This is a genomic window from Rhizobium sp. P1_E1, assembly GCF_056406015.1.
Genome location: NZ_JBFUAY010000114.1, coordinates 1 through 17469, shown reverse-complemented (window position 1 = coordinate 17469; position 17469 = coordinate 1). Strand labels below are relative to the sequence as shown.

The window sequence follows — 17469 nt, the reverse complement described above, 5'->3', positions numbered from 1 at the left end:
TGGTTGCAGTTACGCAAGCCTCACACGAGTGCCTTGCGGTTGATGATTTTGGAATTGCCAATGATCTGGAACCACCGCATTACCCGCATTCTGATCGGCATATTACTGTTCGCGCTTGCCATCGTCCTTCTGCTGCCCGGCCTAACTGGCTTTACAAGTCTCGACGGTACAGTCAATGCGCGATTTGCGATCGTGAACGCTCCTATCGACGGTGAAGTCGCAGAAACGCCCCCAAAAGTTGGTGCGCGCGTGTCGGCAGGAGCGCCGCTCGCCGTGATACACAATGCCCGCGTGAACCGCGCAATACTGACTTCGCTGCAGGCCGACCACATGACTGCTGTCGAACATGTTGCGGCGCTAAAGCGGGAACGTGATGAGCTTGTAAGGCTTCGTGATCAATTGGGCGCACGCATGGAAGTCTTTACGCGGACAACCGTTGCCGACTTGGAGCGACAAGTTGAAATTCTAAACAAACGGGTCAAGGTTTCCAAGGCGCAGGACAATGTCGCGCAAGTCGACTTTGACCGGCGGCYCGCGCTTGAGGCGAAGGGTATCCTGTCCACCAAGATGGTCGAGTCCGCCCGAGCCGCCTGGGAAGCGGCGGGGGGCGAACTCGAAATCAGTGGCTTGACCGTAGCCCAGCTCGAACAAAAGCTGGAAGCCGTTCGCAAGGGTGTTTTCGTTTTCGGTGACGGCCAGAACGACGTACCCTATTCTCGCCAGCGACAGGATGAGGTCATCGTTCGGATCAACGATCTCAATACGCGCATCGCCGAAAACGAAACACGGGGCGCGCAGGTACAGATGCAGCTGATTGAGGAGGAAAACCGCGTCCGCAGTCTCACTTCGGCATCAGATCCATCACCTTTCGACGGAGTCGTGTGGAGTAGCAACATCGTCAACGGCTCGAACGTCATCCTCAATACCGAGCTGATGCGCATCCTCGATTGCAGCGATCTTTTCGTCGATATCCTTGTTCCGGAGGTCGATTACCAAGAGATTTATCCAGGCCTTGCTGCGGAGGTGCGCTTGTTAGGCGGAGGCGAGGCCTTCAAAGGCGTTGTCCTATCGGTAAGAGGCAGTTCCGCGGTCGCCGAGAAGGACACGCTGGCAGCCAATCAGCCCGAAACAACCAAACGCAACGATCGAATACGCGTCGGTCTGGCTCCCTCCGCTCTCAATACGGATTATGCGAACTTTTGTCAGGTGGGGCGTTCTGTTCAGGTGCGCCTTCCCAAACCTAACCTCCACATATGGAACTGGGTAGAGAGCCTGTGGTTCAGTATCTCATAGCACTGGCTCCGACATTTTCGGTTTTGGCGTTCTTTTTGCTTGGGCCTTTCAACTGGTCGCGTAACTATAGCTCGACGCGCGCAATCACATGCGTGGTCGTTGGCGCCATTGCGTTGCGCTATATACTCTGGCGGTTATTCGAGACGGTACTTCCCTATCCCAACAATGGCCTCAACTTCTACTGGGTCTGGTTTCTGTTCATCGTAGAAATCCTCGCATTCTTCGAAGTCGTGCTCTTCCTGGTTTTGATGAGTCGATACGTGGACCGGAGCGCAGAAGCCGACAGGCTCGCGCCAGACTTCTTTAGAGGTGACGAGGATGAATTGCCCACGGTGGATGTGTTCATTCCTACCTATAACGAGCCGCTCGACGTCCTGGAACGGACGATCATAGGGGCGCTTGCGCTCGATTATCCGCAAGACAAGCTGAAAGTCTACGTGCTCGACGATCAGCGTCGTAATTGGCTCAAGGCCTACTGCGAGGAGAAGGGAGCAATCCACGTCACACGGCCCGACAACAGCCATGCCAAAGCCGGCAACATGAACAATGGTCTGAAGGTCAGCTCCGGCGACTTCATCGCGATATTCGATGCTGACTTCGTGCCCTATCGTCACTTCCTGCGCCGGACGCTTCCCTTCTTTTCCGATGCGACCATCGGCATCGTTCAAACGCCACAGCATTTCTTCAATACCGATCCGGTGCAAACAAATCTCGGCCTCGAAAATATCTGGCCGGACGAGCAGCGTTTGTTCTTTGATGAAATTGCACCGAGCCGAGATATCTGGGACGTCAGTTTCTGCTGTGGGTCATGTTCAATCGCGCGACGCAAGGCGATCGATGAGATTGGGGGGTTTCCAACGGAATCCATCACGGAGGATCTGTTGACCACCCTTTCCATGCTCAACAAGGGCTACAAGACCCGTTACCTGAATGAGCGCCTGTCGATGGGATTGGCCGCTGAGAATCTGACTGGCTATTTTGTACAGCGCGAGCGCTGGTGTCAGGGGGGAATTCAAACACTTTATCTTCACAACGGCCCACTGCGCGGACCTGGTCTGTCGCTTTTTCAACGCATCATGTTCCTTCCGCTGTCGTGGTTGGTGCAGTATCTGGTGCGCTTTACGATATTGATCATCCCGATCATATATCTCTGGTTCGGCTTGCTGCCGCTCTACTTCACCAACGCTGCAGACTATATCTCCCATCAGGTGCCGTTGCTGACGGCCTATTTCCTTTTGATGCTCTGGATAACACCGACCCGATATTTGCCTGTCGTATCGAGTGCCGTCGGGGCTTTTTCGACGTTTCGGATGTTGCCAACCGTTATTTCCAGTGTGGTGCGTCCCTTCGGCAAGCCATTCAGGGTGACCCCGAAGGGCAGCGGCAACGAGGCGATCGGATTTGACGGATACAGCCTTGCCTGGATAGCGGCGTTGATCGTGGCGACGGCCATCGGTCTTGTCATCAATATTGTCCCTGAGACCTCCCATATCGAGGCGCAGTTCTCGCCGATTGCGGTTTGCTGGTCGGGCATCAACATTCTCGTTCTCGCTATTGCGTCCTTGATCTGCTTCGAAAAACCGCGACGGCTCTTCGATGCGTTCAAACTTGACGAAACGGTTCACGTCGACGGTGTTTCCGGCCGCATAGTCAGTCTGGCGCTCGACAAGGCAGTCGTTGCTGTGCCACCGGAGACGCGCTTTGCATCCGCCGATGTCACGCTGTCGCTCGAGGGGTTCTCGCCCTTCAAGACCGAACTAAGGACGGTCACCCAAAGACGAAGGAGCATTGCCCGCTCAGGCGACAAGGAGGCCTTCTACCTGCACCTTTTTTTCAATCTTAGCGGTTCGCCCCGCGATAAAATGATCGTGAAACTTTATACCGGGCGTTACTCCCAGGACGTTCGTGACATTGACAAAGTCGCTGTCTCGATCAACCTTCTGCTTCGGACATTCGGTCGGACCCGGACGCTTTGAGCGAGGCGTTTCCCGGCCCGGCAGCCGGCCAATCGCCAGGCCGGCCGCAGGTTCAAGTCCTGCCCCCGCAACCAGATACACGAAAGTCCGCCTCGTGCGGGCTTTCGTGTGTTTGGACACTGGGCATCGCGCGTCCACAACAATCGTCAATGCAGCCGCAGGCGGCGCCGCTCGCTCAGATGACGGCCGCGGCTCCAGCGGGCGAGGGTCTCCGGCACGACGTCCGTCTTGCGAGCGGTGGCCTCGGCACTCATGCGGATCCGTTCAAGGGCAACACCCGCCTTGACGGCATAGTCGAGGGCGGCCGGATCGTCCGAATGCACCTCCTGGATCGCGGCGAAGACGGTCTCCGCCTCGGCCAGCCGTTTGCTGGCCGCAAGGGCGATACCGCGCTTGTAATGCGCCTGGATGAGATGCGGCCCGATCTCGCCAACCCGGCGGAAAGTCTCTGCGGCCTGCTCATATTGATGTAGCGCAAGCTGCGTGTCGCCAAGCCGCATATGGATCGGCGTCGGATCGGGCGCTTGCTCGACGAGGGCCTTGTAGGCAGCCAGTGCCTCTGTCAGCTTGCCCCGGTCGAACAGCAGATTGGCGAGCCCGAATTCCGCGCCGGTATGGCCTGGAGCCGATTGCAGGACCTGGTTGAAGGCGATCTCCGCCTTGCTCCGGGCCCCATTGCGGTACATGTCGAGCGCCTGTTCATAGACGAAACGAATGCTGCGCGGGTTGAGCACGCCATGCAGATTCTGGCCGCTGCGGGTGCGGAACAGGGTGCAGCTGATCCGCCTTTCCTCCACCCCGAACATGTACTTATAGGGTTCGTTTCCGCGCAGGAAGTCATAGGTCTTGAAGCCGTGCTCAATAGCTCGCCGGATGCAGTATCCATGCAGGATGAGGCCGGGAGACGGCGTCTTCCAATTCTCGTCGCGGCCGGTGATATAGAAGAGGATGGCCTTCCTCTGCCGGTCGACGATATTCGCCAGCGCCCCGAGCGGCTGGTCGCCATGCCAAAAGACCGGCACCTCGAGATTGCCGCAGTGGAAGCTGTCCATCAGCATCTCGCGCGTGGTGATGATCAGCCGCTCGGTCCGCTCCGCGCCTTTGCGGGCACTCCATTTGATCCGCCAGAGATTGAAGAGGATGTCCATGTCCCGATCGATGGTCTCGGGAGTTGCCATCGTGATCCGGTAAATATCGTCGCCTTCGACCTTGCGCAGGAACCGCCGGAGCTTTTGGCGCGTCTGGCTGCTCATCCGCTGCTCGAGATAGTCGTCGAAGCTGGCCGGCAGGGGGACGATGGGACAGATCGTATTGTCGATATTCTCGCTGTTCTTGGGCGAGCTGTCGCGAAACATCACCTCCGGTCCCTGCAGCGCCTCGATCATCTTCTCGCGCCGGCCGGCAGGGCCGCTGAAATATTCGAGCTTCAGGTCGGTCCAGTTCTGATGTTTGAGAAACGAAGCAAAGCCGGCAATGGCATGATGCTCGTAATCCGGTCTGACGATGAGACCGGTATAATCGGCCGCAAAATTCCCGGCCATGATGATCTCGTCGTAGAAGAGCCCGGTCTTCTCGTTCAGATGCGTGATGAGGCGCAGCGGAAAGAAGGCGACATAAGGTGCTTCGGGGTCGCGTTCGCGCAGAGCAAGGATGAACCAGCGGCGTCGGCGGGACAGATAATTCTTCAGCCAGATCCAGGAGAGGAAATGCTGCGCGTCGGGGTCTTCCATGAAGACCTGATCCCAGTTGTCGCGTACCGCCTCGAGCCCGGCAATGGTGTCGATGATATCTATGCGCATGCCGCCCCCCAATACCCCATACGTCACTCGGGAGATTTCATTCTAATGGCAAACACCGATCTTCAAATAAACCGTCCGGATGATTTGCAGGACCTAAATGTGATTAGTCCGGAGCCGGCGTATAACCCAAAATCGCGACCCGTTTTTGGTGGAAATCATGCATAGATTCAGAGTGATAGAGCGTACCGCCTCTTGGAGGACGGCGCGCTTCAATGTACATCGCCCGAAAGTGTGCAGCGGTTTTGAGAACATGCATACATAAGGATTAGGTCAGAGCTCACCGGCGATCTGCGGGCTCGCATGGATGAAGGCCCAGAGCGTCCGGCTGATGGCGACGATTTCGGCGATCGACTTTTCCAGAAGGTCGATCTCGCGTGCGTCCATCTGCTCGATCTTGCCGTAGCGGATCTCCTTGTCGTCCTCGACGAGCCGCATCAGCTGCGTGCTCGAGATCTCTCCCTTATCGTCGAAGGAATAGATGCAGTGATTGTATTTGTTGCGTGTCTTGGATTCCTTCTTCAGCCGTGACATGGCCGAAAGGATCGCCTTGCGGTCGGAAGGAGAGGTCGAAGCGAGCTTGGAAAGCCGTTCGATGAGATCRATCCGGGCGCGCGTCGTGTTGAGCGTCAGGAACACGACGATTGCTGCTTCCTTTTCGACCCGGAGAAGATGGGCGATGATGTAGATCAGCAGGCTTTCGGTGTTCGTCCAGACATAGTTCAGCCGGCCGACCCGCAACAGGACATCGGACATCGCCGCCATGCTTGACCCTTTCTCCCCGGAGGGGATCCATCCATGAAGGATGGCATATGGACATTACATCAGAACAACGGGCAAGTCCGTCGCATTTACCGGATCGCGGGCGATCAGCGTTCCTTGAAAGCCCGCGACATGCTGTCGGTGATTGGTTTGCTCAAATATTCGAAGAAGGTGCGTTCCGACGTCTGGATCAGCACTTCGGCCGGCATGCCGGGAACGGGATGGAAATTGTGCACCCGTGCAATCTCGGAATCGGGTATTCCGACGCGGACGATATAGACGTCCTTGACTGAAGCTCCCGAATTTTCCTCGATCGAATCGGCTGAGACATAGAAGACCTTGCCCTGCAGAACAGGGGTCGTGCGCCGATTGAGCGCCGTGAGGCGGATCGAGGCCGTTTCGCCCTCATGCAGCTGATCGATCGAGGTGCGCAGCACCTGCGCTTCCAGGATCAGCGGCACATGCGCCGGCAGGATCTCCATGATCGGCTTGCCTGTCGTGATGACACCGCCGGCTGTGTGAAAATAGGAGCGCACGACCGTGCCCGACACCGGCGAACGGATGGTGGTGCGTTCGAGCACGCCGGCGGCCTCGCGCATCTGTTCGCGCACGCTGTCCAGATCGGTTTCGGCGGTCTCGAGTGCATCGAGTGCCGCCTGCTTATTGGAGTTGACGGCGATGACGGCTTCCTGGCGGAATTTGGCGATCTCCGCCTCGCTCTCGTTGAGCTCACCATTCAGTCGAGCAATGTCGCCCATCGCATCGGCGATCGCCCGTTCGATGGCCAGAAGATCCGTCTTGCGCATATAGCCGACCTTGACCAGTCGGGCCTTGGAATCGCGTTCCTCGGTCAGCAGCGACAATTGCCTTTCAAAGGATTCTCGTTGGCCCTTATAGCCGGCGAAACGGTATTCCAGCGACTTGATGTTCTTCTCGATCAGGTTGAGCTGTTCTTCGAGCTTGATCTGCTTGCTGTGGAAGACGACGTTCTGGCTCTGGATGATCGCGTTGATGTCGGGATCGCTTGCCTCTTTCATCACGATATCGGGAAGCTGGAATTCGCGCAGGCCCTGCGCTTCGGCGCGGAGCCTTGCGACGACAGCTTCCAGGCGCAGCCGGCGAAGCTGCAGCATCCGCTCATTCGAGCGGGACGCTGTAGGATCGAGGGTCAGCAGGATATCGCCTTCCTTGACCGTATCGCCCTCGCTGACGCGCATCTCCCTGATGATGCCGCCTTCCAGATGCTGGACGATCTTGTTGTTGCCGGTCGCGACGAAGCTTCCTTGCGCGATAACAGCGGAAGCAAGCGGTGCCGTCGCCGCCCAGAAGCCGAAGCCTCCGAACGAGGTGAAGAGTACCGTCAGGCCGACGATGCTGTGCATCCGGATCGAGCGCGGCACGTCGCTATACCATTCGAGCTGCACCGGACCGGTCGTCTCCTGCTTTTTCCGTCCCATGTCGTTCATCCTTCGATGCGCGGTGCTTGTTGACCGTTATTGCCGTTGTTCTTGGAAAGCGCCTGCAGCACCTCGATCCTTTCCCCGAACATGGCGACAGTGCCCTCCTTGAGCACGAGGATCTTGTCGACGCATTGGAGAAGGGCCGGGCGCTGGGTGATGGTCACGGTGGTGATGCCCTGCTTCTTGGCATGGATCAGCGCCCTGGCAAGCGCGGCCTCGCCCTGGGTATCGAGGTTTGAATTCGGCTCGTCGAGGACGACGAATTTGGGGTTGCCGAAAAAGGCGCGAGCCAGTGCGATTCGCTGCTTCTGGCCGCCCGAGAGCGGAGCGCCATCGGCCGCCACGATGGTTTCGTAGCCCTGGGGGAAGCCTGCGATGAGCTCGTGCACGTCGGCCAGCACTGCGGCTTCGTAGATCTGATGATCGTCGACGTCGTCGCGCATGCGGCAGATATTGGCCTTGATCGTACCGGGAAAGAGCTGCACGTCCTGCGGCAGATAGCCGATGCTTTCGCCGAACTGGCGCTGGTCCCAGTTGCGCAGATCCATCAGATCGAGGCGAACATTTCCCGATGTCGGGACGATCGAGCCGACGAGCATCTTGCCGAGCGTCGTCTTGCCGGACCCGGAATTGCCGATGATTGCAAGCGATTCCCCCTTCCTGAGCGAGAAGGAGATGCCGTTGAGAATGACCTTCTTCTGCGGCGGCGGCACGAAGAGAATGCGTTCGACATCGAGCCGGCCTTCGGGATTGGGAAGGCGCAGGCGCGGGAAGTTCAACGGCGAGTTCAAGAGCAGGCTCTTGATCCTGCCATAGGCGGCGGCCGACCGGTTGAACTGGTGCCAGCCTTCGATGGCGCCTTCGATCGGCGCCAGCGCGCGTCCCGATATGATCGAGGAGGCGATCACCATGCCGCCCGTCAGCTCGCCCGAAAGCGACAGATGCGCGCCCCAGCCGAGCAGGGTGACCTGGGTGATCATGCGGCAGGCCTTCGATATGCCGGAGAAGATGATGTTGCGGTCCTGCGCCTCGACTTGCGATTTCAGCGAGCCCGCCGTTTCCCGGCCCCACATCTTCACCGCTTCGGGGATCATCGCCATTGCGTTGATGATCTGCGAATTGCGCGACATGGAATCGAGGTGGAAATTTGCCCGGCTGAGATAGCCGTTGGATTCGGCAAATTGCCGGGCGGTGAATTTCTGGTTCAGGTAGGCGATCACGAAAAGCACCGCGCAGCAGGTCATGATGATGATGCCGAGATGCGGATGCACGAAATAGACGACGACCACGAAGAACGGCATCAGCGGCGCATCGAGAAATGCGATCAGCGTGCCGGATGTCAGGAAGCCCCGCAAAAGCTGCAGGTCCTGCAGCGTCTGATAATCCTTGCCGCTGCCATGCAGCGATGCTCTCGCTGCAGCGCTGAGGATCGGCGCGCCGAGCTGCACTTCGAGTTCCACTGCGGTGCGCATCAGGATGAAGCGCCGCACCGAATCCATGAAGGCCTGCAGCAGCACGGCGCCGATCACGGCGATCGAGAGCATGACGAGCGTATCGATGGAGCGGCTCGTCAGCACCCGGTCGGATATCTGGAAGAGATAGAGCGGGATTGCCAGCAGAAGGACGTTGATGGCGATCGTGAACATCATGACGACCACCATGTTGCGTCGCACCGCCGCCATGCCACGCGAGAGGCTGGCGGCGAAATTCACAGGCTCGCTGCGCTTGTGAAAACCGCCGCCACTTCCTCCGCCCCCGCCCCCGCCGCCCCCGGGATCGGAATCCTTGCCGTTTCCGCCGCCGCCGGTGCGCAGCCGCCTGTCACTCTCGCTGATCGGGCCACTTTCGCCTTCGATGGTCTTGCCGAAGGGCATCGTCGGGCTCGATTTGAGCTCGGTCTTCTCTTTCGGCAGTTCGGGGGGCACCCGCGCTTCGATCCGCGGCTGGGCGAGTGCTTCCACCGGTTCTGCTGTCGCCGGGCTCTGCGCCACTGCGGCAGGAGGCGCCGTTTTCACATTCGAGGCTTCCGCCGGCACTGTTTTCTGCGTCAGGGGCGGCTGAGTTGCACTTGCGCCTCCGATATCGGCAGCCTCGCGCGCCGCGATTTCGATCGTCTCCTTGCTGCCATCGGGAGACGAAGCAACGGCGCCACTGAGCCTGCGAAGATTCTCGACCGCCTGGTCGATAGCGGAGATGCACACCTCGCTCATCGCAGCGTCCGAGGGGGCAGCGGAAGGAATATTACCCGACCTCAGATCGAGGGCGCTGCCTGCCGCAAAGATTTGTTTTGAAATCTGGTTCATCGTGGTTCCTCCGCAATACTCAAGGTCACGCGACCATGGCTTGCATTACGTCGGCGGGGTGCGCCGACGACCATGAAAAATCATGTCCGGCATTGATGACGCCGTCCGCAGAATCGCTGCCCGCCGGATCGTCGTTGTCGAGAAAGGCAATAACTTCGTTGGCGAGCCTGTCGTCGGCCGGCTGCGGCTGCGTCGTGTCATGCTCCACCAGCCCGCCCTGAATGAGGATGGCGTCTGAATAGAGCTGGCCCGCCAGATAGGTCGTCTGGCCGAAACTGTCGTAGTCGACGATCTCGGCGATGTTGATGACCGCATTGCTGCCTGTGTCGATCGTAACCGTTGCATCGGGATTGTTGTCGAGGATGGTCGATGCCGCCTGAGTCACATCATCGGAATCGCCGAGAATGCTGACCTGTTTTATGATCGTCATGTCGTAGAGATTGCCGGTGATATAGAGCACGTTGAGGCCGGCATATCCCTGGAAATTCACGTCGAACGACAGCCCTTCGGGCATATTGGGATCGCGATCTTCGATCGCCTTCTGCGCCTCGACCATATAGTCCGGCATGGCCGCGAAGGGGCTGTCCGTCCCGACATTGTGGATCGAGGCGAAATTCCAGATCAGGTTGTTGCCGGTCTGGATGTCGGCGCCGGGATYGACGCCGTCTTCCGCCCGCACCCAGTCATTGTCGTAGAGCAGCGAGATCTGCGTGATGCTGTTGATGTCGAGCACATTGCCGCCGATGATCACCAGATCATACTGCATGCCCATCCCGAAAAAGGAGGAGAAGTTGATGGAGGTATTGCCGCCCGTCAGAACCGTGGCTTCGGATCCCGAGGTGGTTACCGTCATCGTGTCGTTGTCGCTGACGAAGTGATATTGCTCGATCCACTGTACGAAGGAGACGTCGCCATCGATGACGCTGACGCGCCAGCTGTTCGGGAACGTCGGCTCGGCAGCATCGCTGTCGGCGTGGCTCGATGCTTCGAAGGTGCTGTGTTCGAAGATGGCGATATTCTTGGCGACCGTTCCCGCCTCCTCGGCCGAATGGCCGGATGAGCGCAGCGCCGAGGCGATCTCGTCGTGATCGCTGTAGACGAAGGCCTGGGAGATCGCGTCGATCTGGTGGTAGTTGCCCATTACCGCGGTGACCGAAGTAATGACGCCGGTGTTGATCACCGAGGCGACGTTGACAAGGAGATTTGCACCGGCGGTCACATCAAGGCTACTGCCGCTGGGATCTGTCTGTTCGACGGACGAATTGCTGTCGTCGGGTTCTTCCTGGAGCTTGGCGAGACCGCGGTCGGGCAGGAAGTCGTCGAGGACGGGTATATCGGTCTCGGCCTTGCCATTGACGTAGACGATGGGGCCGTCGCCCGCGGGATGGGTGGTGACAAAATGATGCGTCGCGTCGGTGCTGGGCGAGGTTGTCCCGCTGTCCTCGGTATTCTGGGCATTCTGGATATAGCTTTCGAGATCCTGGGCGATCTTCAGCGCGCCATCATAGGTGTCGGTTCTGTGGAGGCTCGAAAAAGGCGTGAAGATCTCGGCCTTGGTGCTGAAGTCCGCGAGCTTTTCGATGACAAAAGTCGTGTCTCGCGGCGCATGGACGCCGTTCGTCATGTCGAGATAATCGTCGTCGTAGAGGACGTTGACCTGGAGGACATGACTGATCGTCGAGCCAGGCCCGGCAAAGACGGTCAGTTCCGGCTCATCCATGAGCACGATATCCGTGGGATCGCCGAAATGCGGTAACGGGATGTCCTTTGCGGCAATCGCCGCCAGCTTCTCGAGGCTCTCTTCGAAGACGCGGCCTAAATGGCGCGCCGGACCATATTCGATCTCGTAGCTGCCGCTTTTGTAAATGACGCCTGGATCGTAATCCTTGAGCTGAAGATCGGAAGAGAAGGCAGCCGTATAGGCATCCTGATCCGGCAGAACGGGTCCATCCGCGCCCGGTCCTGCGCCTTCAGCATAGTTGGTGCGCAACCGCATCTCGTCGGTCGTCATCTCGAAGAGACCGATGAAGTGCGCGATGATTTCCGAAATCTTCTCGATATGCATGGTTCGGCCCTCCCATTCGAAATGACGATCGGCCTTCTGGGCGCCCCTCGCTGGGAGCTGCGGTGTGGTCGTCAAACCGTTTTCAAGCAATCAAGCTGCACCGGCCGGGGCCGGTGCAGCTCGTCTTGGTCGTTGGAGGTCCGTGTCAGGTGCTGGTATCCTCGCCGACGTCGGAAACATGAGAATTGCCGCCGATGACGCTGGAGTCGATTGTGTTGCTGAGCAGGTTAGCACCCTGAACAAGCTCGAGGTGGAAGCCGGAATTGGCAAGGATGGCCGAAGCGTCGGCCGTGCTCGAGCCATTGGCATCGTCGCCAGCCTTGAGATCCCAGCCCTTGCCGTCCATCTCAATGCCTTCTGCACTATCGGCGTGGCCGCCATCGGCCTTCAGATGGTTGTCGGCCCCGCCATTGTCCATCTTGATGTTCCAGGCCTGGTCCTGGTCAGCCAGATGGTTCGCCTGGACGGCGCTGAAGCCGCTGTCGTTGCCCTCGCCGGACAGCGAATTGTTGAGGATGCTGTCAACGTCGAGAGTGAAGGAGAAGTCGTCGCCGAGGTTGAAGGTGAGGTCGTGGCCGGCAACGCCGAGATTGTCGAAGTCCTTGACGTCTTCGATGACGGCGAAGTCGGTATCCGTCTTGTTGAAGCTGTCGGCCGTGTTGTTGCTGTCGGAGACCGTCTTGGTATCCGTATCCGTAATGGTCTTGATGTCGGTGTCTGTCACGGTCTTCGTATCGGTGTCCGTGATCGTCTTGGTGTCGGTGTCGTTGTCGCTGTACGACTTGCTGTCATAGCTCCAGTCGTAGTCGTTATTGGAGTCGGTGATCGTCGTGGTCTTGGTGCTCGTATCGTCGTCGGACTTGTAGCTCCAGTCATATTCGTTGTCGCGGTTGTCGCCATTATTTGCGGAGAGCTCGGCCTTGACGTCCACATCTACGCTGTTGTCGGTATTGTCGCGATTGTCGCCATTGGCGACGCCGCCGACATAACCGGTCGAGCCGTCGTCAACTTCAGTTGAATTGATAGCGCTGTTGGCAAAGCCGTCGGCAAGCGCCCCGACCTTCGTGATTTCGATGTCGTCAGACATTCAAGTTTCTCCAGAAAAAAACCGGAGCAGCTTTTCGAAATCCCTCTCATCTCAAATGGGATTTTACTCGCGCTCGCTCCGATGCGGTTAACATCGGCAGATGTATTCGGTACTAGTCATCTGCGGCTTCTTCGCGATTTGTTGATCAAACCGTTGGTATTGGGAACGTACGTACTCAGTACAAGGCCGCACATATCCGGCTCCGAATCCTGAAATGGATAAGGAGTAGTCAGGTCTTCTTTTCGTTGAGTTGCCCTAAATGGAGGCCATGTATAAAAACGCTAAACAGTACATGGCTTTTCCATGTCGCCACTTGGACGACGATCACAGATTGCTGGAAAAAATGCGGATCCGATAGACATCAATTCGGGCTAAGGCGGATCTGCCATGCCCGGCTAGCCCTGGATAGCCCCTGTCGTTGGAGCGTTAAGATCTCTTCGGCGGGAGCGTCGGCGGGCAATGAGAATTCGGGGCTCTCGGCATTCGCTGCCGGGTTGAGGGGCACCTCTCGATGTTTCCCCGTCCTGTATCCGGCCACCACCCTGCATGACGAAATTATGACAATCTGTACTGAAATATTACATTAAGCTGTTCAGCTATAGTCAGAGCAAATATAACCTTGAAGTATCTATCGAAGTGAAAATACAACCAAGGCTTTGTATCGTATCGTTTTTCCCCCGCTAAAACTAATCACTTTGGGCCATTTCCTTCCTTCTCAATCCGTATTAACATAATTARGAAATGTCTAAAAAATAAGGCGATGACATTCGGGATCGACATTTCATACTATTTAATACCCGCCATCGCTCCACGTTTGAGTAAAGTGTAACGCTAGGGGAGGCGTATATGTTCATGACAGGGTCTGGAATGGAGAATGCGGACCAAGGAAGGAAGTTGAGTTCGTCTGGAGATACTATACTAGTGGTAGCCAAGGCGGATCTGTTTTCGGAATGCATGGTAGAAGCACTGGCGAAGAAATTTCCGAACTGTGAAGTAGCAAGCATAAYGAGCACAAAGCCGATGCTGGAAAAAGATACCAGCGATATGAAGCTCGTTTTATTCTATCATATACCTGGCCCTGAGCTTCAAGAAGCGCTGCAGGCTGCCCGCGAAAACCACCCTGAAACCTCGATCGGACTTGTCGTCGAAGCTATCGACATGCTCGAGCCCTATGTCAGCCGGCTGGTGGAGGCAAGGATCATCGATGGCGTCCTGCCGCTCAACCTCCGGCTCGACGTCTTCATGGCCGCTGTGGATCTACTGATGAAGGGCGGCGAACATTTTCCGTCAGCACTTCTAAACCGTCTCAACAACAAGAACACCCAGCTGGAACCTTCGCTCTATCAGACAAAATCGGTCGATGCGGCGCGCAACAATGCGCTCAAGCTGAGACGCGACAGTATCTCCGCTTTGACCACCCGGGAGGTTCAGATCTTGGATCTCATATGCAAGGGGACGCAGAACAAGATCATCGCCGACAAGCTGCATCTTTCCGAAAACACCGTGAAGGTTCACGTCCGCAACATCTACAAGAAGATGAATGTCCGAAACCGCACGGAAGCGGCTTCCCGTTTCTTCAATGAACACCCTGCCGGCGAAGACGATATGTCCGGTCGGTGGCGCAATTGATGTAACGATCAGTTTTGCTTCAGATAGAGGGACGCGCAAAGCAGCGCGACTTCTGTCCGAAGCCGCTTGGGGAGCAGATATAAGGCGCTGAGCCGTGATAGGCGACAGTGCGGGCCGTGACCCCGGCCGGGCGCTCGGCGCGATTTTCCGGATAGGCATAGGCCTTGGAGACGCGCGGCGCCTCGACGATACTCTTCTTCGCGACGACCGCGATGTCGTCATCAACGACCGTGCAGGCCGTCTGTCCGATCGCCATAAGCGCCGTTCCCCAGACGAACATCGCCAAGCGAAGACGCCGGCCTTTCAGCTGCGCTGCATCTTGTTTTTTCAACATAGCCCAAACCCCTCGCATATGGCGCTTCCGGATGCAAGACCGGCCTTGCCGTTGAGCGCGGCCGATCACCCGACTTCCCTCGTATATTAGCTGCATTGAGTGAAGCTTGAGAGGCGGATGAGAGGCGTATTGGTGGTAAAGCGTTGAAAGTGATTAATCATTTGTTACTTTGAAGAATACTTGCGTAATTATTTTGGATAGCTGGAATTTTTCAAGTTGACCTTGGCGGAAGTCGTTGTATTGTTTTAATAGTAATTCGGTATCTGGAGAGTAACTACAAAGTTATTCATGTATGGACGCTCAGTTTCATGAATATCCAGAGCGGATAACGGAGGCATGCAGTGCATAAATAATCAAAAGACTAAATACATGGGAAGGAGTTTGTAATGCGTAGTTTCGTTCCCAACGAAGGTTATTCTGAAGTGTCAGGCATACCGGTGCTCCAAGGGCGACGCACCGTTCTTGTGAATGGCGGGGGCGGCTTCCTCGGTTCACATCTCTGCGAAAGGCTCCTGCAGCGCGGCCACAGCGTCATATGCCTCGACAATTTTTCGACCGGCCGCCGTGCGAATGTCGATCATCTCACATCGAACACCCGCTTCCGCATCGTCGAGCACGATGTTAGGCAGCCCTTCGATATCGACGCGTCGCTCATCTTCAATTTCGCCTCCCCAGCCTCTCCGCCCGATTATCAGCGGGATCCGGTGGGAACGCTGCTAACCAATGTGCTCGGCGCCGTCAACACCTTGGACTGCGCGCGAAAGACCGGTGCGATCGTCGTCCAGTCGTCGACGTCGGAGGTCTATGGCGACCCGAGCCAGAGCCCGCAGCACGAATCCTATTGCGGCAATGTCAACCCGATCGGACCGCGCGGCTGTTACGACGAAGGCAAGCGCAGCGCTGAAACGCTGTTCTTCGATTACCACCGGACTTACGGCGTCGACATTAAGGTCGGCCGCATCTTCAATACCTACGGGCCGCGCATGCGCCTGGACGACGGGCGGGTGGTTTCCAATTTCATCGTGCAGGCTCTGCGCAATGCCGATCTGACGATCTATGGTGATGGCCAGCAGACCCGTTCCTTTTGCTACGTCGACGATCTCGTCGACGGTTTCCTGCGTTTTTCGGCTGCCGGCAGTGCTTGCAACGGCCCGATCAACCTCGGCAATCCAGCCGAAATGACCGTTCGCCGCCTGGCGGAAATCATTCGGGACCTGACGAACTCGCGTTCCCGGATCGTCCACCTGCCTGCGGTCACCGACGACCCCCGTCAGCGGCGGCCGGATATTTCCCGGGCCATGGCCGAGCTGGGCTGGGAGCCCCGCATCGGGCTCGAAACCGGCCTGGCTCGCACCGTCGAATATTTCGACGGCCTGCTGGCCGGCACAGAGAAGGCGGAGGTCGTATGAGATGCCCCGCTACATTCTCGTCACCGGCGGCGCCGGTTTCATAGGCAGTCATATCTGCAAAACGCTGTCGCGTGCCGGCATGATCCCTGTCACCTACGACAATCTCTCGACGGGACATGCCGACAGCGTCCGCTGGGGCCCGCTCATCCGGGCAGAGATTGCCGACGCCGCCGCGCTGCGCCGGACTCTTGCAGAGTTTTCGCCCGATTGCGTCATCCATTGTGGTGCCAATGCCTATGTCGGCGAATCCGTCGACATGCCCAGGAAATATTACCGGAATAATGTCGTTGGCAGCCTGACCCTGCTCGAGGCCTGCCTCGATCAGGATATCGACCGGATCGTCTTTTCGAGCAGCTGCGCCACCTATGGCGTTCCCGCCTCGTTGCCGATACGGGAGGAAAGCCCGCAGCACCCGGTCAATCCCTATGGGCGCACCAAGCTGATCTTCGAGATGGCGCTCGAGGATTTTGCCGCTGCCTACGGCGTCCGCTTTGCCGCACTGCGTTATTTCAATGCGGCCGGCGCCGATCCCGATGGCGAGCTTGCCGAACGGCATCACCCCGAGACCCATCTCATCCCTCGCGCCCTTCTTGCCGCCGCCGGCAGGCTGGAGCGGCTCGATATCTTCGGCACCGATTATGCGACCGAGGATGGAACCTGTGTTCGCGATTATGTTCATGTCAGCGATCTGGCGCAGGCGCATCTCGCCGCCGTCAATCATCTGATGGCGGGCGGCGGCTCGCTCAGCGTCAATCTCGGCTCTGGCCGGGGCACCTCGGTGCGCGAGATTCTCGAGGCGATCTATCGCGCGAGCGGCCGTGAAGTCCCCGTGAATTATCGCGCTCGCCGCGCTGGCGATCCGCCGGTCCTCTTTGCCAATACCGCAAGGGCGAAGGCGGAGCTCGGTTTCTCGCCGGTTTTCTCGGATATCGATACGATCATCCGCACCGCCGGCCCCACCTTCGGACTGGAGCTGACGGCATGAGCGACGCACTGCAAGTCGGTCACCGCGCCAGGACGGCGAAGGCCGCCGCAGCTGAGGCATTCGATCCTGTTTTCGCTGGCTGGAACCGCGTCGCCTATGGCTTCGGCATCCTCTGCTGGCTGACAGCACTCGGTTATTTCTGGATCTGGTGGTGCCAGTCCRCCCATATCATTTCCTGGGCCGCCTTCGTGCTTATCACCCTCGTGCTTGCCTGGATCACGCTCGTGCCGGCCTATTTCATCCTGATCTTCCTCGATGCGAGGACGGTCAATCCTGCGGCACGGCTGCCGGAAGGGCGGGTGGCAATGGTCGTCACCAAGGCGCCGTCCGAGCCCTTTGCCGTCGTCCGCGCCACGCTGCAGGCGATGCT

At 57.9% G+C, this 17469-nt stretch carries 12 protein-coding genes and 1 pseudogene; 6 read left to right on the top strand and 7 right to left on the bottom strand.

Features of this window, described 5'->3' with window-relative positions:
* Positions 1-60: 60 nt before the first annotated feature.
* Entirely contained in the window at positions 61-1293 is a 1233-nt protein-coding gene (locus AC1D1Z_RS26425) for an HlyD family secretion protein (RefSeq protein ID WP_477852045.1), read from the top strand.
* Entirely contained in the window at positions 1275-3269 is a 1995-nt protein-coding gene (locus tag AC1D1Z_RS26420) for a glycosyltransferase (RefSeq protein ID WP_131607307.1), read from the top strand. The genes AC1D1Z_RS26425 and AC1D1Z_RS26420 overlap by 19 nt, the downstream gene beginning before the upstream one ends.
* A gap of 146 nt (positions 3270-3415) precedes the next feature.
* Here the strand turns inward: AC1D1Z_RS26420 and AC1D1Z_RS26415 are convergent, their stop codons facing one another.
* The 6 genes from AC1D1Z_RS26415 to AC1D1Z_RS26390 form a co-directional block, all read right to left on the bottom strand.
* A complete protein-coding gene (locus AC1D1Z_RS26415; protein ID WP_131607309.1) occupies positions 3416-5068 on the bottom strand; it encodes a GNAT family N-acetyltransferase in 1653 nt (550 codons plus the stop codon).
* Positions 5069-5338: 270 nt separating this feature from the next.
* Positions 5339-5830 (bottom strand): hypothetical protein, encoded by a 492-nt coding sequence (locus tag AC1D1Z_RS26410; RefSeq protein ID WP_018244207.1) that lies wholly within the window; start codon positions 5828-5830, stop codon positions 5339-5341.
* A 104-nt stretch (positions 5831-5934) separates the two neighbouring features.
* Positions 5935-7284, bottom strand: a complete 1350-nt coding sequence (locus tag AC1D1Z_RS26405; protein ID WP_026188567.1) for an HlyD family type I secretion periplasmic adaptor subunit — start codon at positions 7282-7284, stop codon at positions 5935-5937.
* A gap of 5 nt (positions 7285-7289) precedes the next feature.
* Positions 7290-9590 (bottom strand): type I secretion system permease/ATPase, encoded by a 2301-nt coding sequence (locus AC1D1Z_RS26400; protein ID WP_247265845.1) that lies wholly within the window; start codon positions 9588-9590, stop codon positions 7290-7292.
* A 25-nt stretch (positions 9591-9615) separates the two neighbouring features.
* Positions 9616-11655 (bottom strand): hypothetical protein, encoded by a 2040-nt coding sequence (locus tag AC1D1Z_RS26395; RefSeq protein ID WP_477852041.1) that lies wholly within the window; start codon positions 11653-11655, stop codon positions 9616-9618.
* 145 nt (positions 11656-11800) lie between these two features.
* On the bottom strand, positions 11801-12742 hold the full coding sequence (locus AC1D1Z_RS26390) for a hypothetical protein (RefSeq protein ID WP_018244211.1): 942 nt from the start codon (positions 12740-12742) through the stop codon (positions 11801-11803).
* Between the two features lie 846 nt (positions 12743-13588).
* Here AC1D1Z_RS26390 and AC1D1Z_RS26385 point away from each other — a divergent pair.
* Positions 13589-14371 (top strand): helix-turn-helix transcriptional regulator, encoded by a 783-nt coding sequence (locus AC1D1Z_RS26385; RefSeq protein ID WP_477852039.1) that lies wholly within the window; start codon positions 13589-13591, stop codon positions 14369-14371.
* A 19-nt stretch (positions 14372-14390) separates the two neighbouring features.
* On the opposite strand, the gene AC1D1Z_RS26380 is transcribed toward AC1D1Z_RS26385, so the two are convergent.
* Complete coding sequence (locus AC1D1Z_RS26380) at positions 14391-14705, bottom strand: hypothetical protein (protein WP_131605364.1); 315 nt, start codon at positions 14703-14705, stop codon at positions 14391-14393.
* Positions 14706-15091: 386 nt separating this feature from the next.
* Here AC1D1Z_RS26380 and AC1D1Z_RS26375 point away from each other — a divergent pair, with 386 nt between their 5' ends.
* The 3 genes and pseudogenes from AC1D1Z_RS26375 to AC1D1Z_RS26365 form a co-directional block, all read left to right on the top strand.
* Positions 15092-16114, top strand: coding sequence for a UDP-glucuronic acid decarboxylase family protein (locus tag AC1D1Z_RS26375; RefSeq protein ID WP_018244214.1), 1023 nt, complete (start codon positions 15092-15094; stop codon positions 16112-16114).
* A 1-nt stretch (position 16115) separates the two neighbouring features.
* Positions 16116-17099 carry a UDP-glucose 4-epimerase GalE gene (galE, locus tag AC1D1Z_RS26370; RefSeq protein WP_131605365.1) on the top strand — a complete coding sequence of 328 codons (984 nt, stop codon included), beginning with the start codon at positions 16116-16118 and terminating at the stop codon, positions 17097-17099.
* Positions 17096-17469: pseudogene (locus tag AC1D1Z_RS26365) on the top strand (N-acetylglucosaminyltransferase); the annotation flags it as partial. The gene galE and the pseudogene AC1D1Z_RS26365, both read left to right, overlap by 4 nt.

What these genes read in the sequence shown, in the direction of transcription:
- galE (WP_131605365.1), top strand. Translation starts at nt 16,116, where the DNA reads ATGCCCCGCTACATTCTCGTCACCGGCGGCGCCGGTTTCATAGGCAGT.
- AC1D1Z_RS26400 (WP_247265845.1), bottom strand. Translation starts at nt 9,590, where the DNA reads ATGAACCAGATTTCAAAACAAATCTTTGCGGCAGGCAGCGCCCTCGAT.
- AC1D1Z_RS26415 (WP_131607309.1), bottom strand. Translation starts at nt 5,068, where the DNA reads ATGCGCATAGATATCATCGACACCATTGCCGGGCTCGAGGCGGTACGC.
- AC1D1Z_RS26380 (WP_131605364.1), bottom strand. Translation starts at nt 14,705, where the DNA reads ATGTTGAAAAAACAAGATGCAGCGCAGCTGAAAGGCCGGCGTCTTCGC.
- AC1D1Z_RS26390 (WP_018244211.1), bottom strand. Translation starts at nt 12,742, where the DNA reads ATGTCTGACGACATCGAAATCACGAAGGTCGGGGCGCTTGCCGACGGC.
- AC1D1Z_RS26375 (WP_018244214.1), top strand. Translation starts at nt 15,092, where the DNA reads ATGCGTAGTTTCGTTCCCAACGAAGGTTATTCTGAAGTGTCAGGCATA.
- AC1D1Z_RS26405 (WP_026188567.1), bottom strand. Translation starts at nt 7,284, where the DNA reads ATGGGACGGAAAAAGCAGGAGACGACCGGTCCGGTGCAGCTCGAATGG.